A 20,935-nucleotide genomic window follows, 5' to 3' on the forward strand; every position below is an offset into this window, starting at 1 on the left:
GTGCCCTCGTCAGGAGCACTTCCGCTCGACGGGGCACCGGAGCGAGCACCGTGTCGCCCTAGGTTTTCGACCATGGAAATCCCGAGACGACTCATCGAACTCAGGCGTGCCGTCGAGGCCGCCGACAACCGCTACCGCAACAACAGGGGCGAGAACGCCACGGTCGCCCTGGCGGTCTGGTCCGACGCCACCGCCGCCCTCGCCCAGGGCATCGCCGCCTACGCCGACGAGATCGGCGTCCCGCACCGCGAGGTGGAGTCGGCCGTACAGCGTGCGGCAGGACGGCGCACACCCGCCGACTGAGCGTCGCGGGTCCGCCGTTGACAGTCTTGGCTAACGTCAGTAGCTTTTAGTTAATGACGTTAGCCAAGACTGGGGAGCCGGGCATGACCGAGTACCTTGCCGTCGACGGCGGCACGATCGCGTACGAGGTGACGGGGTCGGGACCGCTGATCGTTCTCGCGCACGGCATGGGGGACAGCCGCGCCGCCTACCGTGCGGTGATTCCGCGGTTGGTGGCCGCCGGTCACCGGGTCGCCGCGGTGGATCTGCGCGGCTGCGGCGAGTCGGGGGCCGACTGGCCGGAGTGGAGCCGCACCGCCATCGCGGGTGACCTGCTCGCCCTGATCCGTCACCTGGGCGGTCCGGCGGTCCTCGTCGGCCACTCGGTCTCGGGCGGCGCCGCCACCATCGCCGCGGCACGGGAACCCTCGCTGATCACATCCGTCGTCGAGTTGGCGCCGTTCACCCGCAAGCAGTCGGTGCGCCTCGGGGACCTGCGGGTCAGGCGGTTCCGGCAGGGCATGCTGCGTCTGCTCGGTACGGGTCTGTTCGGCAGCCTGCCGCTGTGGCGCTCGTACCTCGACGTGGCGTACCCGGGCGTGAAGCCGGCCGACTGGTCCGAACGGCTCGGCCGCATCGAGTCCCTGCTGCGCGAGCCGGGCCGGATGAAGGCCATGCAGAACATGGGCCGCAGCGCGCCCACCGACGCCGGCGCACAGCTCGGCAACGTGCGCTGCCCCGTACTGGTCGTGATGGGCACGCTCGACCCGGACTGGGCCGACCCGCACGCGGAGGGCTCCGCGGTCGTCGAGGCCCTGCCGCCCGGGCTCGGCCGCCTGGAGATGATCGAGGGCGCCGGTCACTACCCGCACGACCAGTTCCCCGACCAGGTGGTCTCGCTCGTGCTGGCCTTCCTCCGCTCGGACGCCACCCGTGCCTAGGGCGGGGCTGGACGCGGCTGCCGTGGTCGCGGCCGGTGCCGCGCTGGCCGACGAAGTGGGCTTCGCCCGCCTCACGATGGGGCTGCTGGCCGAGCGGGTCGGGGTGCGCACCCCTTCCCTCTACAAGCACGTCGGCGGGCAGGACGACCTCAACCGGCGGATCGCGGCCCTCGCCCTGAACGAGGCCGCCGACGCCGTCGGTGACGCGGTCCGGGGGTACGCGGGCCGTGACGCCCTGGCGGCCGCGGCGCGCGCCTTCCGCGCCTTCGTCCTGGCGCATCCCGGCCGGTACGCCGCGACGATCGGCCAGGAACCGTCGGGACCGGAGGACCCGCTGGCCACCGCGGGACAGCGGCTGCTCGGCGCGTTCACCGCGGTCCTGCGCGGCTACGACATCCCCGACCACGAGGTGAACCACGCCCTGCGCCTGCTCCGCAGCCTCTTCCACGGCTTCGCCACGCTGCAGGCGGCGGACGGCTTCCAGTGGAGCACCGACGTCGACGAGAGCTTCGAGTGGCTCATCGCCTTCGCGGACCGGGGCCTGCGCACCTTGTGACACCGGCGCCGCCGCGCGTCCCCGGTCACGTCGCCGGGGCGGGGTTCGGTCAGCCGAGCCGCACGTCCGCGGAGCGGCTCCGCACGGCGTCGAGCGCCGCGAGGGAGGACTCGTCCAGGACGATGCCGCCCACGGCGAGGTTCGCGTCCAGGTGCTCGGGGTCGGCGGTGCCGGGAATGAGGAGCACGTTCGGGGCGTGGTGAAGCAGCCAGGCGAGGCCCACCTGGGCCGGCGTCGCGCCGAGCGCCTCGGCGACGGCGTGCACCGCGGGCTCGTCGGCGACCTTGGGCATGGCGGGGAACGCGCCGCCGAGCGGGAAGTACGGCACCCAGGCGATGCCCTCGGCGGTGCAGAGCGTCAGCATGTCCTCGTCGTCCCGGCTCACGACGCTGTACGCGTTCTGCACGCAGACGATGCCCGCCGGAAGGGCCCGGCGCAGTCCGTCCAGGGTCACGCTGCTCAGGCCGATCGCTCCGATCTTGCCCTCGTCGCGCAGCCGGGTCAGCTCGGCGAGCTGGTCGTCGAGGTCCACCGCCTGGTCGCCCTCGGCGCGCAGACCGGGGCCGGTGTCGAGGCGGCGCAGATTGACGACCGCGATCCGGTCGGTGCCGAGGCTCTTGAGGTTGTCCTCGACGCTCGCCCGCAGTTCCTCCGGCCGCTGGGCGGGGCGCAGCGGGAGGGGGCCGCCGGGGTCGGAGTCGGCGCCGACCTTGCTCACGACGACGACGTCGTCCGTGGGGCGCAGCGCCTCGCGGATGACCTCGTTGACGAATCCGTCGCCGTAGAACTGGGCGGTGTCGAGGTGGTCGACACCGCGGTCCACCGCACGGCGCACGAGGTCGACGGCGGCCGCGCGGTCGGAGCGCAGGCGTTCGAGCTGCATCGCGCCGTAGCCGATCCGCGAGACGGCGCGGCCGGCGAGCGACCCCGTTCCGCCGGGGCGCGGGGCGGCGTTCGTGGCGCGAGAAGAGGAAGAGGTACCGGATGACGTCATGGGAAGTCCGTCCTCGTGAGAAGATGACAGAAGCGGAGGACCCTCCGCTTCATCGACTGTAGCACTACCGGAGGACCCTCCGCTTTGAGTCCGGACCAGGAACCGAGCCACGCCGCCGATCGGCCCGACGAGCAGACCGGCGCCGAGCGGCCGCTGCGCGCCCACGCACGGCGCAACCGCGAGAAGCTCGTCGCCGCCGCACGGGCCGCGTTCACCGCCGCGGACGACACCGTCCCCCTGGACGGCATCGCCCGCGCGGCGGGTGTCGGCATCGGCACGCTCTACCGCCACTTCCCCACCCGGGAGGCGCTGGTCGAGGCCGTCTACGCCGCCGAGCTGGACGACGTCACGACCAGCGCCTCCGCCCTGCTGGACGAGCTGCCGCCCGAGCGGGCGCTGCGGGCCTGGATGGAGCGCTACGCGGCGTTCGTCGCGACGAAGCGCTCCATGCTCAACACCCTGCACAGCGCCTGGGCCTCGGGACGCCTCGCGACACCCGCCACCCGCGAGCGCATCACGGCCGCGATCGGCACCATGCTCGCGCAGGGGGCCCGGGCGGGCACCCTGCGCGCGGACGTGGCACCCGACGACGTCACCGCGATGCTGCTCGGCGTGTTCCTCTCGACGGCCGCCGACGACGAGCCGGAGCGCACCCGCCGGCTCCTCGACCTCGTCGTCGACGCCCTTCGCCCGCCCGGGAGTTCATGACCCGGACGGGCGGGTCACCGGCGGGCCGACGCGGCCAGCATCGGGAGCGAGACGATGTCGGCGAGGGCCTGCTGGCCGGCGATGTTGGCGTGGACGCCGTCACCGGTGTCGTACGGCGGGTGGATGCTGTTCGGCCGCACGGGGTCTTCGAGTACCTGGTCGAAGGGGAGGACCCCGTCACAGGTGCCGCCGCAGCTGTTCCACTTCGAGACGAACGTACCGACCGCGTGCCGGTCGCGGTTGTGCTGGTCCGTGTAGCCCGGGCGGGGGGTGATGGGCGTGACGTACACCTTGATGCCCGCGGCCCGCAGCCGCCGGAAGACCTCGCGGTAACTCGCCTCGATCTGCGCGGCGTCGCAGCCGGCCGGGAGGTCGTTGGTTCCGTAGTAGTAGAGGACCCCCGTGACTCCGTGCAGGGACAGGACGTCGCGCTCCAGCCGCGCGGCGGCGTCCAGGCCGCGCACCGGCTCACCGATGCCCGGACAGGTCGCGGCGCTGGTGGTGCCGCCGATCCCCGCGTTGGCGACGGCGAACTGCCGGGTGGGCGGCAGTTCGGAGGTGATCCGCCGGGCGAGGACGTCGGTCCAGCGCAGGTTGGCTCCGGGGCGGCTGCAGTCCGGCCCGCAGTTCGTCGATCCGGTTCCGTCGACGACGGAGCTGCCGTAGGCGACGAGGCTGCCCCGCAGGCGCGGGTTGCGCACGTCGACCGCGCTGACGAGGAGGGTCGAGCCGGTCGTCTCGGTGTACGCGGTGCCGGCCGGGTCGGCGGTGTGGTCGCCTGAGCCGGGCGGGGTCAGGTAGTTGGTGCGGAAGGCGGTGTCGTGCCGCCCCGGTGCCACCGTGCCGGAGACGGAGAGCGACACGGCGACGTCGTCCTGCGCGGCGGTGCGGAGCCCGGTGGTGTCGCTCCACACCTCACCGCCGGGCGGCACGACCACCCGGCGTCTGCCGTCGAACGTGACGGCGCGCGGGCGCCCTTCGGTCGCGGCGTCCTTGCCGTCGCTGTGTGCCACGGTCGCCGCGTCGACGGTCAGCGGTGTCTCGCCGAAGGTGTTCTGGACGCGTATCCGGACCGCGTCGCCGCCCTGGCTCAGGTGGGTGATCATGCGCAGTGACTGGTCGCGCAGCGGGGTGGGCGCGAGGTTCTGCTGCGAGGCGGCCCAGGAGGTGAACCAGGCACCGCCCCCGGGGCGCCGGTCCGGCCCGGCGCCGGCGGGAGCGGCGGCGGTGCTCGTGGAGGCGGCGAGGACGGAGGACGCCAGGGCGAGGGCCAGGGCGGCCGCGACGCCTCTGGCCAGGGACGCCCGGGCGGTGGGGAGTGATCGGGCGAGGAGACGGTGCATCGGTGCCTGCCTTTCCGACGTGACTGGAAGGGTGCGGACGAGATCCTCCCCGCCCCTCCCCCACCTCACGCCACACGGGGCGCCGCGGCCCCCGGCATCCCCGGCGCCAACTCCGCATGCATCAAAGGGTGTTGTGCGCGCCGACCGCCCGGACCGACGTGGGCGGCGCGGTCCGTCAGCGTGATTTCGTAATGAACACCGTTTTCATGTAGCGTCGTGGTCCCACGCACGGCTCCGCCGCTGCCCGAGCGCACGCGGAGCCGCCAGGCCGTCTGCCGAGAGGACCCCTGCCATGGCCGTTCCCAAGCGGAAGATGTCCCGCAGCAACACCCGTCACCGCCGGGCCCGGTGGAAGGCGAGTGCGCCGAACCTGGTGCCCGTGACGGTGGACGGGGTGACGCTGCGGGTCCCGCAGCACCTGGTGGCCGCGTACCGGCGCGGCCTCCTGCGCCCGGAGGACTGACGCGCCCCCGGACGCGGCTGCGTCAGTATCGCGCGACCGCCGGAGCCGGCGGGTCGAGCGCGAGTGCGGCGAAGGTCGCCAGCCAGTGGTCGGTGGTGAAGTCACCGCGCTCCACCGCCGGCAGGCCCGCCGCGAGGTGTGCGGCCGCCGCCTCGGCCAGGCGGGCGCGGACGGGACCGTCGGGCAGGGCCTCGGCGAGGGAGCGCAGCGCGGCGGCCCTGCTGAGCGTCAGACCGAGCAGATGGCCGATCTGCGGGTCCGCGTGGTCGGAGACCACCGGCACGTCCAGCAGCGCGCAGGGAGCGCCGGTGCCGAGCCCGGGCAGGAAGCGGTCGAGCCACTCCGCGAGCCGTTCGGGCGCGAGGACCCTGCGCATCGCGTCGGCCTCGGTGAGCGCCGGGGACAGGAAGTCCTGCCCCGACGGTTCCCAGTGCGCGGGCGCGTCGTGGTCGTCGGCGAACCAGCTCAGCAGGCGGTCCCGGACGGCCCGGTCGGTCCCGGCCGACAGCTCGCCCGAGTCCAGTGCGAGGCTCAGTGCGAAGGCGCTGTTGGGGTGGTTGCCGTGCCGTACGGGATAGGTGGCCTTGGGGAGCCAGTCGGCCAGCAGACCGTCGACGGCGTCCACGGCCGGCCGCAGTGCCCCGGTCCATCGCTCGCCCTCCGTGCCGCCGTACGCCCGGCACTCGGCGGCGAGCGCGAGCAGCCACGCCCAGCCGTAGGGACGCTCGAAGGAGGGGCGGTCGCGCAGGTAGGCGGCCTCGGTGTCGAGGTTGGCGGGGGTGAGGTGCCGGTCGAGGACGTCGACGACCGCCTCGGTGCCGGGGAGTGCGGAGGTGCCGCCGTACCGGCCAAGCAGGCGGACGAGCAGCCAGTGCATGTGCACCGAGGAGTGCCAGTCGTAGGCGCCGTAGAAGGCCGGATGCAGGGAGCGGGGTTCTTGGTGTTCGCCGGCCGAGGTGATCAGGTGGGCGGGGAAGTTGGGGTACTCGCGGGTGACGTTCGCCAGGGCGAGCTGGGCGAAGGTGGCCGCGTGGGCGCTCAGCGGCATCAGTGGGTGGCTCCTTCGGTGACCTTCAGGTCCTGCTCGGCGGTTGTGCGGGCGGCGACGGCCAGCAGGGCGCGCAGGCCGTGGGCGACGGTGGCGGGCGGCAGGGCGGGCGCGGTGCCGTCGGGCACCTGTTCCGGCGCCCAGGGCACGTGCGCGAACCCGCCGCGCAGGTGCGGGAACTCGGTGGCGATGAGGTGGCCGAGGCCGTACGCGACGTGGTTGCAGACGAAGGTGCCGGCCGTGTTGGAGACGGCGGCCGGGACGCCCGCCTCGCGCATCGCGGCGACGCACGCCTTCACGGGGAGGCTGGAGAAGTAGGCGGCGGGGCCGCCCGGGACCACCGGTTCGTCGATGGGCTGGGCGCCGGCGTTGTCGGGGATGCGGGCGTCGTCGACGTTGATGCCGACGCGCTCGACGGTGACGCCCGGACGCCCGCCCGCCTGGCCCAGACAGAGCACCAGGTCGGGTTCCCGGGCCCGGATCGCGTCGCGCAGGGCGTCGAGGGACTCGCCGAAGGCGCAGGGCAGTTCGGCGGCGCTGACCGTGAGCCCGGCCGGAGGTTCGGCGGCCACCAGGGACGCCGCCTGCCAGGACGGGTTCACGCGCTCGCCGCCGAACGGGGCGAAGCCGGTGATGAGGACACGGGTCATGGGCGTTCCTTGCCTTGCGGATCGGGTCGTACGGGTGCCGGCGCGGGCCGGGCCCGAGCCGGCGGTCGCCGGGCGGGAAGGTCAGAAGGCGAAGAGCGCCATGATGACCGTGCAGCAGCCGAGCAGGGCGATGCCCGTCGGGAGCTGTGCCTTGATCGGCCCGTACTGGTCCTTCAGTTCGAGCAGAGTGGCCGGGACGATGTTGAAGTTCGCGGCCATCGGGGTGCACAGCGTGCCGGCGAAGCCGGCCAGCATGCCGATCGCGAGGACGGCGGGCTCGTTTCCGTGCATCTGCTGGATGAGCACGGGCCAGCCGATCGCCGCCGTCATCACCGGGAAGGCGGCGAAGGCGTTGCCCATGATGACGGTGAACAGGAACATGCCCACGCAGTAGGCGACGACGGCGAGGTACTTGGAGTCGTCGGGCAGGACCTTGTTCATGATGTCGCCGACCTGGTCGCCGACCCCGGCGGCGGCGAAGATGGAGCCGAGCACGGCCAGGAGCTGGGGCAGCAGCAGGGCGGAGCCCATCGCCTCCAGCATGGAGCGGCCGGAGTGGATCGGGACGGAGACCTTCCTCTCGCCGGTCACCAGCATCCCGACGAGGAGCGCGGCGATGCAGCCGAGGCCGAGCCCGAGGAGGGTGGCCTTGCCCGTCTCGAAGAGTCCCGACTCGTCCAGCACGGAGGCGCAGACGATCGCGACGAGCGGGATGGTCAGCGCGGGGATGAAGATCTTGTTGCCGAGCCGGCCCGCGGCGGCCTCGCGCTGCTCGCCGGTGGTGGTGACCGGGACGCCCTTGCCGAGGAAGTTGAAGCCGGCCAGCACGATCAGGGCGAGGACGGCGACGCCGAGCGGTTCGGCGGGCAGGGTCCAGCCGCCGTTGCCCGCGGTGGCGTTGGCGACCCCGGTGCCGTAGGGGAAGGTCAGTCCGAGCAGGCCCCAGAACGCGGCGGACGTCCACCGCTTGGGGTTGCTGCGGTCCGCGGCCATCTGCACGGCCATGACGACGAAGACGAGGCCTATCAGCCAGTAGAGCCATTCGACCTTGATCACTTGTCGGCCCCCTCGGGAAGCGGAAGGTCGTGCTCGGCGGCGGCCTGCGCCATCTCGCGCTCAAGCTGCCTGTCCATGAGCAGCAGCCGGGCGCCGTGGATGAGGAAGGCGCAGACGGCGAGCGGGATCGCCCACAGGGCGAGCTGGGTCGGCTCGATGTCCTGGTGGTACGTGGAGTTCACGAAGCCGGTGATCAGCAGGATGGAACCGATGGCGATGAAGCAGTCCTCGCCGAAGAAGACGCCCACGGTGTCGGCCGAGGCCGAGTAGGAGCGGACCTTCTCACGCAACTTGTCGGGGAGCTTGGCCCCGGTGGAGCGTTCGGCGGCGGCCTCGGCCATCGGTGCCACCAGGGGCCGCACGGTCTGCGCCGGGCCGCCGATGCTGTTCAGGCCGAAGGCCGCGGTGACCTGCCGGACCAGCAGGTAGACGGTGAGGAACCGGCCGGCGCTGAGCTTGCCCAGGCGGCCGATGAGATTGCGGGCCTGCTCGCGCAGGCCGTAGCGCTCGAGCAGCCCGATCACCGGGAGCACGATGGCGTAGACGGTGACCGAGCGGCTGTCGGCGAAGGACCGGCCGAAGGCCGCGAGGACCTCCAGCGGGTCCATCTTGCCGAGCAGTCCGGTGACGATACCGGCGACGCCCACCACGAGGACGGGGTTGCGGCGCGTGACGAATCCGAGGATCACCACGACCACACCGAGGAGAACGATCATTCGGTGGCCTTCTTCAGGCATGAGGGGGCAGGGCACGGATCCGGAGCTTCGGAACGTGACTCATCGGTCCCGGGGACCATAGCTCCAGATACGTGGCAGATGCACGGACACTAGCGATCGTTGAACGATCTAACAAGAGGTGAATCCTCACCGATTCGGAAGCGGACAAGCCGGAGGTCCCTTGTCGGATCGTTCAACGATCGTCTACGTTCAAGGGGTGATCGACCTCAACGCAGATCTCGGTGAAGGCTTCGGCCGCTGGACCCTCACCGACGACGACGCCCTGCTCTCCGTCGTCACCAGCGCCAACGTCGCCTGCGGATTCCACGCGGGCGACCCCTCGGTGATGCGCCGCGTCTGCGACCTCGCCGCGGAGCGCGGGGTGCGGATCGGGGCGCAGGTGTCCTACCGCGACCTGGCGGGCTTCGGACGGCGCGCCATGGACGTGCCCGCCGACGAGCTGACGGCCGAGGTGGCGTACCAGATCGGCGCGCTCCGGGTCTTCGCCGAGGCCGCCGGGGCCACGGTCGCCTACGTCAAGCCGCACGGCGCGCTCTACAACCGCACCGTCCACGACGACGCACAGGCCCGTGCGGTCGTGGCCGGGGTACGGCTGGCGGGCGGCGCACTGCCGGTGCTGGGCCTGCCCGGCTCGCGGCTGCTCGCGGCCGCCGCGGACGCGGGACTCACCGGCGTCCCGGAGGCCTTCGCGGACCGCGCCTACACCTCGCGGGGCACCCTGGTACCCCGCAGCGAGCCTGGCTCGGTGGTGACGGACGAGGACGCGGTGGTACGCCGTGCGGTGACCTTCGCCGTGGAGGGCTCCGTCGAGGCCGTGGACGGCAGCACCGTCGCGGTCGCCGCCCGCTCGCTGTGTGTGCACGGCGACACACCGAACGCCGCGCGGATCGCGGCCCGGGTGCGTGCGGCGCTGGAGGCGTCCGGGGTCGGGATCGGGGCGTTCGCGTGAGCGGTGCCCGGTCCCTCACGGCGCGTCCCGCCGGTCGCCACGCCCTCCTCGTCGAGCTGGCCGACGCCGAGCACACCGCGGCCTTCCACGCCGAGGTGCTGCGCCGCCGTGCCGCCGGCACGCTGCCGCCGGTCACCGAGGTGGTGCCGGGGGCGCGGACCGTCCTGCTGGACGGCGTGCCGGACCCGCGGGCGCTGGCCCGCGCGGTCGCCGGCTGGGAGGTGCCGCCGGTCGCGGACGACACGGGCGACGTGGTGGAGATCCCCGTGTGCTACGACGGGCCGGACCTGGCCGAAGTGGCGGCCCTGTGGGGGGTCGCGCCCGACGAGGTCGGCGCGCGCCACCGCGCGCACACCTACCGGGTCGCGTTCTGCGGCTTCGCGCCCGGCTTCGGCTATCTCACCGGGCTGGCGCCCCGGCTGCACGTCCCGCGCCGGTCCACGCCCCGGACCCGGGTGCCGGCCGGCGCGGTGGCCCTCGCCGGTCCGTACAGCGCCGTCTATCCCCGCGCCACTCCGGGCGGCTGGCAGCTGATCGGCACCATGCCCGACCCGCGGCCGCTGTGGGACCCGGCGCGGGAGCGGGCCGCACTCCTCACGCCGGGGACGCGCGTGCGGTTCGTCACAGCGGACGACGTCACGACCACCGGCGCCCCGGGGGACGGCGCCACGGCCACCGGTCCCCCGGGGGACGACGTCACCGCCACCGGCGTCCCGGCGGAGGGCGCCACGACCGGCGACGGCAACGCGGCCGGGACGAGCCCGGAGGCCGGGGCATGACGGCCAAGCTGACGACGGTGCGCTCCGGTGCGCTCACCACGGTGCAGGACGCGGGCCGGCCCGGCCACGCCCACCTGGGCGTCCCCCGTTCCGGCGCGCTGGACGCGCCCGCGATGCGGCTCGCCAACCGTCTCCTCGGCAACGACCCCGACGCCGCCGTCCTGGAGACGACGGTGACCGGCTGCGCCCTGCGAGCCGACCAGGACGTCGCCGTCGTGGTCGGCGGGGCGCCCTGCCCGGTGACGGTCGACGGCCGGCCGGCCGCCTGGGGCTCCCCGGTACGGGTGCCGGCGGGCGCGGTCCTGGACGTCGGGACGGTGACCGCGGGCGTCCGCTCGTACGTCGCCGTCGCGGGCGGTGTCGCCGCCCAACCCGTCCTGGGCAGCCGCTCGACGGACCTGCTGTCGGGGCTGGGCCCCGCCCCCCTGCGGGACGGGGACGTCGTGGCGGTGGGCGCCCCTGCGGGGCCGGTGCCGCTGCCCGTCGCCGCCCCCTGGGCCGGGCCGCCCGCCGAACTGGTCCTGCCGGTGCGTCCGGGTCCCCGCGCCGACTGGTTCGCCCCGGCCGCGCTGCGCACGCTCACCTCGGCCGCCTACCGTGTCTCCCCGCACAGCAACCGCATCGGCCTGCGCACCGAGGGGCCGCCGCTGCGGCACACGTCGACGGGGGAACTGCCCAGCGAGGGCATGGTTCTGGGCGCCGTACAGGTCCCGCCGGACGGACGCCCGGTGATCTTCCTGCACGACCACCCGACGACAGGCGGATACCCGGTCATCGCGGTCGTCCCGGAGCCGGCTCTCGCGGCGGCGGCCCAGGCCGCGGTCGGGACACCGGTGCGCTTCAGCGTCGCCTGACGGCCAGCGGGCCGGTCACCGCGCCGACCGCGTACCAGAACAGGTCCGGTGCGTTGAAGGTGGACCCCAGGACCAGACGGGCAGCCGTGCTCTGCCGGGCGAGGTGTGCCGGCCCGTCGGTGAGCTGGAGGAACTCCACGCCCCAGCTCACCGCCAGGGCCAGTGCGGCGGCCCTGACCGGTGCCGTCCTCGGCGCCGCCACGAGGACGAGGGCGAACAGCAGCAGGGTGTACAGGGCGTCGCCGCCGTACTTGGCCACCTCCCCCGTCGCCACGGCCCTGAGCGTGAGTCCGGCACCGACGATCACCGCCGCGGCACCGGCGGCCGCCAGACGCGTCCGCGTCGGGGCGTCCCGCACGGCGGCCCTGGTGGAGGAGGAAGTCATGCGCCCATTGTGCGATCGGTTCCGTCGCCGATTTCCCGCGGGCTCTGGCGGACGCGCGTAGACCTCGGGCACCATCGTCTCGCGCCGCACGACTGCGCGGTCAGCTTCCGCGAGAACCCGCCGGGACGCGAGTGGAGTGGGGTCAGTGCTGCAAGTCGAGTTCGATCAGGGCGCGTTGGCCCGGTTACGGGTGGCCCGCGGCACCGACGCCCTCTGGGAGACGGTGCTGAGCCTCCAACTGCTCCAGAACGGCCAGGAGTCCCTGACCTACGACCCCTGGCGGCGCGAGGTGCGCCGGGCCCTGCACCGGGCCGGACTGGCCGGCGACGTCAGGGCGTTGATGCCGCTGTGCCCGGCCGTCGGCTACTTCCCGGACTTCCTGACGCCCGGTCACGGCGACCTCGGTCTCGAGGACGCCGTCGACCGGGTGCAGTCGACGCCCCGGCGCCGGCTCGTCGCCGAACTGGCCCGGTTGGGTGGCCGGTCGCACCGTCCCCTGCCGCGCAGCGTGCGCTGGGTCGCCACCGGGGAGCCGGCGGCACTGCGGTGGCTGGGCGGCACGCTGCGGAGGTACTACGCCCTCGCCGTGGCGCCGTACCTGCCCGTGATCCGCGCCCGGGCCGGTGAGGACCGTGCCCGCCGGGCCGAGGCGGCGCTCACCGGCGGGGCGGAGGCGCTGCTGGGGAGCTACGCGGAACTGCCGGGCTGGCGGCGGCCGGACCGCACCCGGCTCGCCGCCCCCTACCCCGAATCCCGGGTGCTGCGGCTGGGCGGGCGCCCGCTGACGCTGGTGCCCGCCTTCTTCTGCGTACGCGCCCCACTGGCCCTGGTGGACGAGTCGCTGCCGCAGGTGCTGGTGCACCCGCTGGCCCCGGAGCCCGGCTGGCTCCCGCGGTCGCGGGCCGGGGCGGCGGGGCCGTCCGTCGCTCGGCTGATCGGCACCTCCCGGGCCTGGATGCTGGAGTCCCTGGAGACGCCGATGACGACGACGGCCCTCGCCGGCGCGCTGCGCCTGGCCCCCTCCACGGCGAGCCGGCATGCCGCCGTGCTGCGCGAGGCGGGGCTGGTGAGCACCCGGCGCGAGGGCAACCGGGTGCTGCACCGCCGCACGGCGCTCGGATCCGCCCTCCTGGAGGCTCAGCAGGTGGGCACGCCCGGGAGCCAGGCGTCGGCCACGTCGATGAAGATGTTGGAGACGTAACCGCCGTAGTCGGGCAGGTAGGACCAGGCGTCGTTGCTGTAGCCGTCGTAGTTCACGAGCTGGCCGTGGACCTGGCACCGCACCCGCACGGTCGTCGGCCCGGGCAGACTCGCCACGCGCGTGGACGCGGTCGTCGCCTGCTGCCGGATGCTCACGTCGGTGCCCCAGGTCGGGAACGACGTGGTGTCGCCGCCGCCCTCGGTCCACAGGTAGGTGACGGTCACCCAGCCGTTGTCGTTCAGGCCGACGTTGTAGAAGGTGCCGTCGGCGAGGTCGATGCCGGCCGGGTTGGCGACCTGTCGGCCGAACTCGTCGCGTCCGCCGTTGTAGCCGTCCTCGTACGCGGCCTGCGCCTCGGGCAGACCCTGCGGGAGGTCCTTCCACTGCTCGCGCACCGACGAGGGGTTCCAGTGGTCGTCGTGGGTGTTCCACGGGCCGACGTCCCACACGGGCGCCGTCTCGCAGCGGGCCGGCCCGCACACCTGCACCGAGTACTGGCCGCTGCCGTTGGGTGACAGGGCGCGGCGGGAGGGGAGCGCCACGAAGTGGTCGTTGGCCTGGATGACGTGCCCGTTGGCGGTGGTGTGCCCGACGAGGCCCTCGCGGGTGGCGTAGACGCGCGCGGAGAACGCGGAGGCCCTGGTCGTCGGCGCCGGCTCGGCGGGGGCGGTGCCCGTGTCGTAGGCCGTCAGGGTCACCGCCCGTACGGCCGCGGTGGGTTCGCCCTCGGCGTTCCACAGGGTGAGCCGTGCCTGGACGTCGCCGACGTACCGGGGCAGGTCGGCCGGGGCACCGGCCGCCGCCCGCCGCCACTCGGTCCAGGTGCCGTCGGCCGCGCGTCCTCGCACGTCGACCTCGACGCTCGCCGCGTCGGGCACCGTCGCGTCGAGATCCACGGCGACCCGGTTCACGGGCCGGTCCACGCGGTGCGCCTCCAGTACGGCGGAGGCGTAGCCGCGGTCCCGGCCGAGGGAGGCGGGGCTGACGGAGCCGTCCCGCACCCGCAGGGCGCCCGCGTCGTACCGGACGTTGACGTCGTCGGCACCGGTGCGGGACAGGTCCGCGCGCCAGGTCACCGGGGCGGGCGGGGCCGCGGCGTCGGCGGCCGGGGCGGGGGCGGCGGCGAGGGCCGCACCGGCGAGGGCGAGCAGGCACACGGTGCCCGTCAGGGCGCGGGCGGTGCGGGGGCTGCGGCGCGGGGCGGATCCGCCGCGCCGGGAGGAAGGGGTCAGCATGCGGGCACTCCTGGGAGCCAGGCGTCGTCGACGTCGATGAAGATGTTGGAGACGTAACCGCCGTGGTCGGGCAGGTACGACCAGGCGTCGTTGCTGTAGCCGTCGTACTCGACGAGGCCGCCGTGGACCTGGCAGGCCACGCGGACGGTCGTCGGTCCGGGCAGACTCGCCACCCGTGCGGAGTCGGTCGTCGGCTGCCGGCGGACGCTCACGTCGCTCCCCCAGGTGGGGAAGGGGGTGCCGGCGGCGCCGTCGTCGTCGCCCCGGACCAGGCTCATGTAGTGGGCCCAGTCCCAGTTCGGGCCGGGATCGGTGTGGTCGTTGCCGGGGACCTCGCTGTGTCCCACGATGTGCGCGCGGTCCCTGGGGATGCCGTACTTGTCGGTGAGGTAGCGGGTCAGCGCCGCCGAGGAGCGGTACAGGGCTTCGGTGAACCAGGCGGGGTCGTCGACGTAGCCCTCGTGCTCCACGCCGACGGAGTAGGCGTTGGCCGAGCGGGCGTGCCAGGCGGTGTCGCCCTCGCGGACCGTCTGGGTGGTCTGCCCGTCGGAGGACCGCACCACGTAGTGCGCGCTGACCTGGGCGGAGGGGTTCTGGAACCAGCTGATGGACCCCGCGTAGGAGCCCTGGGTGACGTGGACGACCACGGTGGTGATCGCCGAGCCGCGGCCTGCGGTGTAGTTGCCGGAGTAGGCCGGATTCCACAGTGCCGAGGGGTATTCGGCGGCCGCGGCGAGCCCCGCGTCGGCGTCGGTCCCGGCGTACCGCCCGCGTTCGGGCCGCACCGTGCGCGGGGCGACGGCGACCCGTTCGCCGCCGTCGACGCGGGCCCGGACGCCGTCGGCGAGGAGGTCGTAGACGGCGTCGGCGTACAGCCGGGCCGTGGCCCCGTCGCCGGGGGCGCCGTAACGGGCGGTGACGGGATACCAGGCGCCGAGCCGGTCGCGGTCGGCGGCGTCGAGTCCGGCCTCGTCGGCCAGGGCGCGCAGTACGGCGGCGGCGCCGTCGATGTTGGCGCCGGTGTCCCGTCGGAGGTCGGCGAGGCTCGCGCCGGTGAGCCGCGCGGCCTGCTCCAGGGTGTGCCGTTCGGGGTTGCTGACCAGGTGCATCATGCCGTAGCCGTTGTCCTGGCTGGGCAGTCCGGCGTGGTCGTCGAGGCGGGTCTCGCCGTAGCCGACGGCGACCAGCAGGTCCCGGGGGACGTCGTGGGCCTCGGCGGCGCGGGCGAACGCCGTGGTGACGGAGGTGCCGGGCGGGGCCGACGGTGCGGCGACGGCCGGGGACGGGGGGCCGGTCAGGGGCAGGGCCAGGGCGGCCGCTACGGCCGTCGCGCACAGGGTGGTGCGCGCACGTCTGGCGGGGAGTCCGGAGGACATGTGGGGTGCTCCGCTCTCTCCGGTGCCCGTGGTGGGTGTGGCGACCGCACGGGCACCGGGAGGGTGCGGCCGGCCGGGTGCGGGGCCGAACCCACCTGTGAGGCACAGAAGTTGACCGCACACCGGCCGTCGCATGATGGATCGACCAACTTGTCGTGAGCAAGTCATTGCAGCGTGGGCGAAACACCTCGCCCTCACGCGCGCATCCCCGTGCGCAGCCGCGCCGCACCGGCCGGCAGACGCAGCGGACGGACGCAGCCGGCACGCAGCACGCACGCCCGCCGACACATGTGCAGTTAAGCCTGTACAGCCTGCCCTGTGGACATTAACCTGGAGCCATGAGCGAGAACGAGAGCCCTTCACCCTCCGCCGTCCAGGCGTCGCGCGAGGTCCGTGCCGTCATCAGCCGGTTGCGCCGCCGCATCCTGAAGGCGTCGGAGGTCGAGGACCTCACCCTGGGTCAGTCCTCGGTCCTGGCCAGGCTGTCCGACAAAGGGGGTGTCACGGCCAGCGAGCTCGCCGCCACCGAAGGCGTCCGCCACCAGTCGATGACGGCGACGATCGCGGCGCTCGCCTCCAAGGGACTGGTCGAGCGGCATCCCGATCCGGACGACGGGCGCCGCCTGCTGATCACGCTGACCGCTCAGGGCGTGCGACGCGTGGAGGAAGGGCGGCAGGTCCGGACGGAATGGCTCGCCGACCGGCTGCAGGCCAGGTGCACGGAAGAGGAGCGCCGCGCGGTGATCGCGACCATGGCCGTCCTGGAGCGACTGACCCGTGACTGACGCGAAGGCGGGCCCGGCGGTCGGAGCCGAGAAGCCCGGCTTCGACCGCGGACTGCTGCCGCCGATGCTGCTCGGTTCGGTACTGAACCCGATCAACTCCACGATCATCGCCGTCGCCCTGGTACCGATCGGGAGGGCGCTCGGCGCCCCCGCCTCGCAGACCGCCTGGCTGGTCTCCGCCCTCTATCTGGCCACCTCGCTCGGGCAGCCGGTCGTCGGCCGGCTGATCGACGTCTTCGGCCCGCGCCGGCTCTTCCTCCTCGGCACCGGCCTCGTGGGCGTCGCCGGCGTCGCCGGCGCCCTGGCCCCGAACCTGGGCATTCTGATCGGCGCACGCGTCCTGCTCGGGTTCGGCACCTGCGCCGGCTATCCGGCGGCGATGGCGCTGGTGCGCAGCGAGGCCGAGCGAACGGGGCGGGACGGTCCCGGCGGGGTGCTCACCGCGCTCGCGGTCGCCAACCAGACCATCGCCGTCGTCGGCCCGTTGCTGGGCGGTCTGCTGATCGCGGTGGGCGGATGGCGCGCCACCTTCGCGCTGAACGTGCCCCTGGCCGTCGCCGCCGTAGTGCTGGGCCTGCTGCGGCTGCCCAAGGCGTTGCCGACGAGCGGTTCCACGCGGCACGGAAACCTGGCCTCCCGGCTCGACCTGCCCGGCATGGGCCTGTTCGCCGCCCTGCTCGTCACGCTGCTGCTCTTCCTGATGAACCCGCATCTGCGCGACTGGTACCTGCTCGCCCTCTCGGCCGCCGCCGGAGTCGCGTTCGCCCTACGGGAGCTGCGGGCCGCCACCCCGTTCATCGACCTGCGCGTGCTCGGCGGCAACACCCCGCTGCTGGCCACCTACGGGCGGGCACTCGTCGCCTACGTCGTCGCGTACGCCTTTCTCTACGGCTTCACCCAGTGGACCGAGGAGGGATTCGGGCTGACGCCCTTCCACGCAGGTCTGGCGCAGACGCCGATGTTCCTGCTGGCGATCGGCGTCTCGATCGTGTCGGGACGCAGCACGGGCGTGCGGGGGAAGCTGCTGCTCGGCGCTGCCGGACAGATCGTCGCGTGCCTGGTGATGCTCACGCTGACCGGAGACAGCCCGCTGTGGACGCTGCTCCTGGTCGCGCTGGTCTTCGGCGTCCCGCAAGGGCTGAACAACCTGGCCCTGCAGAATTCCGTCTACTTCCAGGCCGATCCGGAGCGCACCGCCTCCTCGGCCGGGCTGCTGCGCACGTTCGCCTACATCGGCTCGATGGTCGCCTCCTCCGCCACCGCCGCCTCCTTCGGGCAACACGCCGACACCGGCGGCCTGCACCGGCTCGCCTGGGTCATGCTCGGCGCCGGTGTGCTCTACCTGCTGCTCACCCTCTTCGACCGCACACTCGGCCGGGCGTCGGGGACGGGCACACGGGCCCCGGCCTGAACGACTTCCGCAGGAGCACGCCCCCCGGGGGACCGCGGGCCCAAGAACTGTTTCCCGCAAGTGCATTGACCGCAACGATCTTTCTGCCTAACGTCCGGTCAAGCTTCATTGAATCCTTTCAGTGCCCCTGCCCCCCCACGCCAGGGCGGCCCCACGCGAAAGAAGCGCATGCACCAGTCCCCCTCACGCCGTGCCTCCGTACTCGTCGCCGCCGTTTCCTCCCTGAGCCTCCTCACCGCCGCGTGCGGTGACGGCGACGGCTCGGCGGGCGGCGACACGACGGCGAACGCCAAGAACGCCGAGGCCTCCCCCAACGCGCCCACCAGGACGGGCCTGACCGTCGGCTTCCTTCCCAAGCAGGTCAACACGCCGTACTTCTCGGTCGCCGACCGGGGCGGGGAGCGCGCCGTCAAGTCACTGGGCTCGACCTTCAGGGAAGTCGGTACGGACCAGGGCGCCGACGCCTCCGGGCAGGTGTCCCACATAGTCGACCTCACCGAGCAGGAGGTCGACGCCATCGCGGTCTCGGCACTGGACCCGGACACGCTGTGCGACGCCCTGAAGCAGGCCATGGACGAGGGCATCAAGGTCGTCACCTACGACTCCGACACGAAGCCGGAGTGCCGCTACGCCTTCGTCTCTCCCGCGAGCGCCGAGGACATCGCCGTACGGCAGCTGGAACTGCTCGGTGAGCAGACCGGCTACCAGGGGGACATCGCGATCCTGTCCGCCGCCCGGACGGCGACGAACCAGAACGCCTGGATCAGCAGCATCAAGAAGGAGCTGGAGGATCCGCGGTACAAGGACATGCGGCTGGTCGACGTCGTCTACGGGGACGACGAGGCGCAGGAGTCGTACCGGAAGACCGAGGAGCTGCTCCGGGAGCACGGGGACCTGAAGGGGATCATCTCCCCCACCACCAACGGGATCAAGGCGGCCGCGAAGTACCTCTCCCAGTCGTCGCACAAGGGCGAGGTGAAGCTCACCGGGCTCGGCGCGCCCAACGACATGCGTCCGTACATCGAGGACGGCACGGTGGAGGCGTTCCTGCTGTGGGACCCCGCCAAGCTCGGTGAGCTGGCCGGTCACGCCGCGGTGGCCCTCGCCTCGGGGCAGATCACCGGCCGGGAGGGGCAGATGTTCCTCGCCGGCGGCATGGGCTGGTTCAAACTCGGCGAGAACGGTGTCATCACCCTCGGCGACCCGACGGTCTTCGACGCCGGGAACATCGACGACTACGACTTCTGACCTCCCCGCGCCCGGCGGCGGGGCACCGCCGCCGGGCTCACGGGACGCCCCTCTCGTGCGGCCCCGGGCTGCCGGAGCCGCCGGCGTTCAGGTGCTGCAGCGCCTCGACCAGCTCCTGACAGGCCAGTTCCACCGACCGCCTGGTGTGCAGCTGTTCGCTGATCACCGCGGAGAGCAGGAGCGCGGTCAGTCCCAGCGTCCCGTTGAACGCCTGGAGCTTCATCATCGTCTCGACCTCGGTCAGCTTCCCGAAGGACCCGGCCTCCTGCCGGGCCACGACCGTGGCCATCACCGACACGAACAGGGCGCACGGGATGCCGCCCGCCAGCTGGAAGCGCAGCACCGACCAGATCAGGATCGGATAGGCCAGGAACAGCACGCTCACCGAGCTGTACATGATCAGCGGCACCAGGACGCACACGGCCGCGGTGAGCACGAAGGCCTCGGTCCAGCGCACGGACGGGGGCGGCAGGCGGGCGCGGTACAGCAGGAGCAGCAGCGGGGTGACGAGGACGACTCCCATCGCGTCGCCGACCCACCAGGCCAGCCAGACGATCCCGAGATGGTCGGTGGGGAGTTTGCCCGACAGCACGAGCATGCCCACGCCCGACCACGAGCTGATCAGCATGGCGGTCAGCGCCCCCAGGAAGACGAGCGCCAGCCCGTCCCTCAGGCGGCTCAGGCTCACGCGGAACCCCACCGCGCGCAGCATCAGCCAGGCGCAGACGGGGGCGGCGGTGTTGCCGGCCACGATGCCGGCGCTTGCGACGTCGGGGACTCCCAGGGAGAGGATGACCAGCAGCGCGCCGAGGGCGATGCCCGGCACGCACCAGGGCCCGAACAGGAGCAGACAGGTGACCGCGAGGCCGGTGGGCGGCCAGATGGGCGTGACGACCGCCCCGTCGGCGGTCAGCTGCTGGGACAGCCCGAGTTGCCCCGCCGCGTAGTAGCAGCCGGCGACCAGCAGCGTGGCACAGACGAGGACGACCGGTCGCGGCCATGCACGGATACCCACCACAGCAGCCATCAGACACCGGTGCCGCCGGGCGGGCGAGGCGGGAACGTCCTACGGCGTGACCGAACGCCCGTCATGGCCGACGACGAGCACGGCCGCGTCGTCCTCGTGCCCTATCAGCGCGGCGTTCTTGAGTACGGCGGCCGCCAGCGCGTGGGCCTCCATACCGACGGCGGCGGCGAGACTCGCCAGCCGCACCACCCTGTCCAGGCCTTCGTCGACGCTCAGGGACGGTCCCTCCACCACGCCGTCCGTGACCAGGACGAACACCCCGCCCGTACCCAGCCGGTACTGCGTCACGGGATAGTCGGTGCCCTCCATGACGCCCAGCGGAGGCCCGCCCTCGTCCCGGCAGACCTCCGCCCTGCCGTCCGCGGTGGCCCGGACACACGGGATGTGGCCGGCCCGGGCGCTCTCCAGCAGGCCGGTCGCCGGGTCGTACCGCATGAAGGTGCAGGTGGCGAACAGGTCCTTGTTGAGGGAGAGGACCAGTTCGTTCGTGCAGGCCAGGAGGTCGCCGGGTTCGCTGGTCACGGAGGCGAGCGCCCGCAGGCCGACCCTCACCTGCCCCATGAAGGCTGCGGCGTCGATGGCGTGACCCTGGACGTCACCGACGGAGAGGCCGATACGGCCGTCGGGGAGGGTGAAGGCGTCGTACCAGTCGCCGCCCACGTTGAGTCCGGCGTACGCGGGCGAGTAGCAGGCGGCCAGGTGGATGCCGGGTACGGCGGGGAGGGCCGCGGGGAGCATGTCGCGCTGCAGCGCGATCGCCAGCTCCACCTGGGACCGCCGCAGCTCGGCGAGCTCCTTCGCCTGAGTGGTCAGCGCGGCCAACCGGGCGAGCAGCTCCTCACCGTCAGGTGCGGGACTCTTGCGGAACATCGACCACTCCCCGCCAGGGCCGCCTCTCCCGGCAGGG

The 20,935-nt window shown here is 73.3% G+C and carries 23 protein-coding genes; 12 read left to right on the forward strand and 11 right to left on the reverse strand.

Annotated features, from left to right (window positions below; all coding sequences use genetic code 11):
- Positions 1–72: 72 nt before the first annotated feature.
- The 3 genes from NI25_RS00835 to NI25_RS00845 all read left to right on the forward strand — a co-directional run bounded on the left by NI25_RS00835 (position 73) and on the right by NI25_RS00845 (position 1,779).
- On the forward strand, positions 73–303 hold the full coding sequence (locus tag NI25_RS00835) for a hypothetical protein (RefSeq protein ID WP_061440554.1): 231 nt from the start codon (positions 73–75) through the stop codon (positions 301–303).
- An 83-nt stretch (positions 304–386) separates the two neighbouring features.
- Positions 387–1,223 (forward strand): alpha/beta fold hydrolase, encoded by an 837-nt coding sequence (locus tag NI25_RS00840; protein WP_061440555.1) that lies wholly within the window; start codon positions 387–389, stop codon positions 1,221–1,223.
- A 22-nt stretch (positions 1,224–1,245) separates the two neighbouring features.
- Positions 1,246–1,779 carry a TetR/AcrR family transcriptional regulator gene (locus tag NI25_RS00845; RefSeq protein ID WP_061440556.1) on the forward strand — a complete coding sequence of 178 codons (534 nt, stop codon included), beginning with the start codon at positions 1,246–1,248 and terminating at the stop codon, positions 1,777–1,779.
- Between the two features lie 49 nt (positions 1,780–1,828).
- On the opposite strand, the gene NI25_RS00850 is transcribed toward NI25_RS00845, so the two are convergent.
- The gene (locus NI25_RS00850; RefSeq protein ID WP_061440557.1) at positions 1,829–2,773 is read right to left on the reverse strand and encodes an aldo/keto reductase; all 945 of its coding nucleotides are present in this window, start codon (positions 2,771–2,773) and stop codon (positions 1,829–1,831) included.
- Between the two features lie 84 nt (positions 2,774–2,857).
- Here NI25_RS00850 and NI25_RS00855 point away from each other — a divergent pair, with 84 nt between their 5' ends.
- On the forward strand, positions 2,858–3,481 hold the full coding sequence (locus tag NI25_RS00855) for a TetR/AcrR family transcriptional regulator (protein WP_061440558.1): 624 nt from the start codon (positions 2,858–2,860) through the stop codon (positions 3,479–3,481).
- Positions 3,482–3,495: 14 nt separating this feature from the next.
- Here NI25_RS00855 and NI25_RS00860 read toward each other — a convergent pair whose 3' ends face one another.
- A complete protein-coding gene (locus NI25_RS00860) occupies positions 3,496–4,824 on the reverse strand; it encodes an SGNH/GDSL hydrolase family protein (protein WP_061440559.1) in 1,329 nt (442 codons plus the stop codon).
- 292 nt (positions 4,825–5,116) lie between these two features.
- Here NI25_RS00860 and rpmF point away from each other — a divergent pair, with 292 nt between their 5' ends.
- The gene (rpmF, locus tag NI25_RS00865; protein ID WP_061440560.1) at positions 5,117–5,287 is read left to right on the forward strand and encodes a 50S ribosomal protein L32; all 171 of its coding nucleotides are present in this window, start codon (positions 5,117–5,119) and stop codon (positions 5,285–5,287) included.
- Positions 5,288–5,309: 22 nt separating this feature from the next.
- On the opposite strand, the gene NI25_RS00870 is transcribed toward rpmF, so the two are convergent.
- The 4 genes from NI25_RS00870 to NI25_RS00885 form a co-directional block, all read right to left on the reverse strand.
- On the reverse strand, positions 5,310–6,335 hold the full coding sequence (locus NI25_RS00870; protein ID WP_061440561.1) for a DUF2891 domain-containing protein: 1,026 nt from the start codon (positions 6,333–6,335) through the stop codon (positions 5,310–5,312).
- On the reverse strand, positions 6,335–6,985 hold the full coding sequence (gene pcp, locus NI25_RS00875) for a pyroglutamyl-peptidase I (protein WP_061440562.1): 651 nt from the start codon (positions 6,983–6,985) through the stop codon (positions 6,335–6,337). Before pcp ends, NI25_RS00870 begins: the two co-directional genes overlap by 1 nt.
- Positions 6,986–7,066: 81 nt before the next feature.
- Positions 7,067–8,041, reverse strand: a complete 975-nt coding sequence (locus NI25_RS00880; RefSeq protein WP_061440563.1) for a DUF979 domain-containing protein — start codon at positions 8,039–8,041, stop codon at positions 7,067–7,069.
- Positions 8,038–8,757 carry a DUF969 domain-containing protein gene (locus tag NI25_RS00885; RefSeq protein WP_061440564.1) on the reverse strand — a complete coding sequence of 240 codons (720 nt, stop codon included), beginning with the start codon at positions 8,755–8,757 and terminating at the stop codon, positions 8,038–8,040. The genes NI25_RS00880 and NI25_RS00885 overlap by 4 nt, the downstream gene beginning before the upstream one ends.
- 217 nt (positions 8,758–8,974) lie before the next feature.
- Here NI25_RS00885 and NI25_RS00890 point away from each other — a divergent pair, with 217 nt between their 5' ends.
- From NI25_RS00890 to NI25_RS00900, 3 genes are read left to right on the forward strand one after another with little or no spacing between them, the layout of a single operon-like run.
- Positions 8,975–9,727, forward strand: a complete 753-nt coding sequence (locus NI25_RS00890; RefSeq protein WP_061440565.1) for a LamB/YcsF family protein — start codon at positions 8,975–8,977, stop codon at positions 9,725–9,727.
- Positions 9,724–10,506 (forward strand): 5-oxoprolinase subunit B family protein, encoded by a 783-nt coding sequence (locus NI25_RS00895; RefSeq protein WP_061440566.1) that lies wholly within the window; start codon positions 9,724–9,726, stop codon positions 10,504–10,506. The genes NI25_RS00890 and NI25_RS00895 overlap by 4 nt, the downstream gene beginning before the upstream one ends.
- Entirely contained in the window at positions 10,503–11,360 is an 858-nt protein-coding gene (locus NI25_RS00900; RefSeq protein ID WP_061440567.1) for a biotin-dependent carboxyltransferase family protein, read from the forward strand. The genes NI25_RS00895 and NI25_RS00900 overlap by 4 nt, the downstream gene beginning before the upstream one ends.
- On the opposite strand, the gene NI25_RS00905 is transcribed toward NI25_RS00900, so the two are convergent.
- Positions 11,347–11,745 carry a DUF2809 domain-containing protein gene (locus NI25_RS00905; protein ID WP_061440568.1) on the reverse strand — a complete coding sequence of 133 codons (399 nt, stop codon included), beginning with the start codon at positions 11,743–11,745 and terminating at the stop codon, positions 11,347–11,349. The genes NI25_RS00900 and NI25_RS00905 overlap by 14 nt on opposite strands.
- Before the next feature lie 145 nt (positions 11,746–11,890).
- Here NI25_RS00905 and NI25_RS00910 point away from each other — a divergent pair, with 145 nt between their 5' ends.
- Positions 11,891–12,946: a helix-turn-helix domain-containing protein gene (locus NI25_RS00910; RefSeq protein WP_078884470.1), complete on the forward strand. Its 1,056-nt coding sequence runs from the start codon at positions 11,891–11,893 to the stop codon at positions 12,944–12,946.
- On the opposite strand, the gene NI25_RS00915 is transcribed toward NI25_RS00910, so the two are convergent.
- Entirely contained in the window at positions 12,883–14,181 is a 1,299-nt protein-coding gene (locus tag NI25_RS00915; protein ID WP_061440569.1) for a hypothetical protein, read from the reverse strand. The two genes, NI25_RS00910 and NI25_RS00915, sit on opposite strands and share 64 nt — an antisense overlap.
- Positions 14,175–15,557 (reverse strand): peptidoglycan recognition family protein, encoded by a 1,383-nt coding sequence (locus tag NI25_RS37150; protein ID WP_078884471.1) that lies wholly within the window; start codon positions 15,555–15,557, stop codon positions 14,175–14,177. The genes NI25_RS00915 and NI25_RS37150 overlap by 7 nt, the downstream gene beginning before the upstream one ends.
- Before the next feature lie 338 nt (positions 15,558–15,895).
- On the opposite strand from NI25_RS37150, the gene NI25_RS00925 reads away from it, so the two are divergent.
- From NI25_RS00925 to rhaS, 3 genes are all read left to right on the forward strand, one after another.
- A complete protein-coding gene (locus NI25_RS00925) occupies positions 15,896–16,342 on the forward strand; it encodes a MarR family winged helix-turn-helix transcriptional regulator (RefSeq protein WP_061440570.1) in 447 nt (148 codons plus the stop codon).
- 64 nt (positions 16,343–16,406) lie between these two features.
- A complete protein-coding gene (locus NI25_RS00930) occupies positions 16,407–17,753 on the forward strand; it encodes an MFS transporter (protein WP_420710804.1) in 1,347 nt (448 codons plus the stop codon).
- 168 nt (positions 17,754–17,921) lie between these two features.
- Positions 17,922–19,001, forward strand: a complete 1,080-nt coding sequence (gene rhaS, locus NI25_RS00935) for a rhamnose ABC transporter substrate-binding protein (protein ID WP_061440572.1) — start codon at positions 17,922–17,924, stop codon at positions 18,999–19,001.
- A gap of 37 nt (positions 19,002–19,038) precedes the next feature.
- Here the strand turns inward: rhaS and NI25_RS00940 are convergent, their stop codons facing one another.
- Positions 19,039–20,028, reverse strand: a complete 990-nt coding sequence (locus NI25_RS00940) for an MASE1 domain-containing protein (RefSeq protein WP_061440573.1) — start codon at positions 20,026–20,028, stop codon at positions 19,039–19,041.
- A 39-nt stretch (positions 20,029–20,067) separates the two neighbouring features.
- On the reverse strand, positions 20,068–20,898 hold the full coding sequence (locus NI25_RS00945; RefSeq protein ID WP_061440574.1) for a PP2C family protein-serine/threonine phosphatase: 831 nt from the start codon (positions 20,896–20,898) through the stop codon (positions 20,068–20,070).
- Between the last annotated feature and the right edge of the window lie 37 nt (positions 20,899–20,935).

The organism is Streptomyces sp. CCM_MD2014 (genome assembly GCF_000772045.1).
Taxonomy (GTDB): domain Bacteria; phylum Actinomycetota; class Actinomycetes; order Streptomycetales; family Streptomycetaceae; genus Streptomyces; species Streptomyces salinarius.

Excerpts from the sequence above, each read along its gene's own strand:
- pcp (WP_061440562.1), bottom strand. The coding sequence starts at position 6,985 with ATGACCCGTGTCCTCATCACCGGCTTCGCCCCGTTCGGCGGCGAGCGC.
- NI25_RS00835 (WP_061440554.1), top strand. The coding sequence starts at position 73 with ATGGAAATCCCGAGACGACTCATCGAACTCAGGCGTGCCGTCGAGGCC.
- NI25_RS00900 (WP_061440567.1), top strand. The coding sequence starts at position 10,503 with ATGACGGCCAAGCTGACGACGGTGCGCTCCGGTGCGCTCACCACGGTG.
- NI25_RS00840 (WP_061440555.1), top strand. The coding sequence starts at position 387 with ATGACCGAGTACCTTGCCGTCGACGGCGGCACGATCGCGTACGAGGTG.
- rhaS (WP_061440572.1), top strand. The coding sequence starts at position 17,922 with ATGCACCAGTCCCCCTCACGCCGTGCCTCCGTACTCGTCGCCGCCGTT.
- NI25_RS00925 (WP_061440570.1), top strand. The coding sequence starts at position 15,896 with ATGAGCGAGAACGAGAGCCCTTCACCCTCCGCCGTCCAGGCGTCGCGC.
- NI25_RS00860 (WP_061440559.1), bottom strand. The coding sequence starts at position 4,824 with ATGCACCGTCTCCTCGCCCGATCACTCCCCACCGCCCGGGCGTCCCTG.
- NI25_RS00915 (WP_061440569.1), bottom strand. The coding sequence starts at position 14,181 with ATGCTGACCCCTTCCTCCCGGCGCGGCGGATCCGCCCCGCGCCGCAGC.
- NI25_RS00940 (WP_061440573.1), bottom strand. The coding sequence starts at position 20,028 with ATGGCTGCTGTGGTGGGTATCCGTGCATGGCCGCGACCGGTCGTCCTC.
- NI25_RS00850 (WP_061440557.1), bottom strand. The coding sequence starts at position 2,773 with ATGACGTCATCCGGTACCTCTTCCTCTTCTCGCGCCACGAACGCCGCC.
- NI25_RS00930 (WP_420710804.1), top strand. The coding sequence starts at position 16,407 with ATGCTGCTCGGTTCGGTACTGAACCCGATCAACTCCACGATCATCGCC.
- rpmF (WP_061440560.1), top strand. The coding sequence starts at position 5,117 with ATGGCCGTTCCCAAGCGGAAGATGTCCCGCAGCAACACCCGTCACCGC.
- NI25_RS00945 (WP_061440574.1), bottom strand. The coding sequence starts at position 20,898 with ATGTTCCGCAAGAGTCCCGCACCTGACGGTGAGGAGCTGCTCGCCCGG.
- NI25_RS00885 (WP_061440564.1), bottom strand. The coding sequence starts at position 8,757 with ATGATCGTTCTCCTCGGTGTGGTCGTGGTGATCCTCGGATTCGTCACG.
- NI25_RS00870 (WP_061440561.1), bottom strand. The coding sequence starts at position 6,335 with ATGCCGCTGAGCGCCCACGCGGCCACCTTCGCCCAGCTCGCCCTGGCG.
- NI25_RS37150 (WP_078884471.1), bottom strand. The coding sequence starts at position 15,557 with ATGTCCTCCGGACTCCCCGCCAGACGTGCGCGCACCACCCTGTGCGCG.
- NI25_RS00905 (WP_061440568.1), bottom strand. The coding sequence starts at position 11,745 with ATGACTTCCTCCTCCACCAGGGCCGCCGTGCGGGACGCCCCGACGCGG.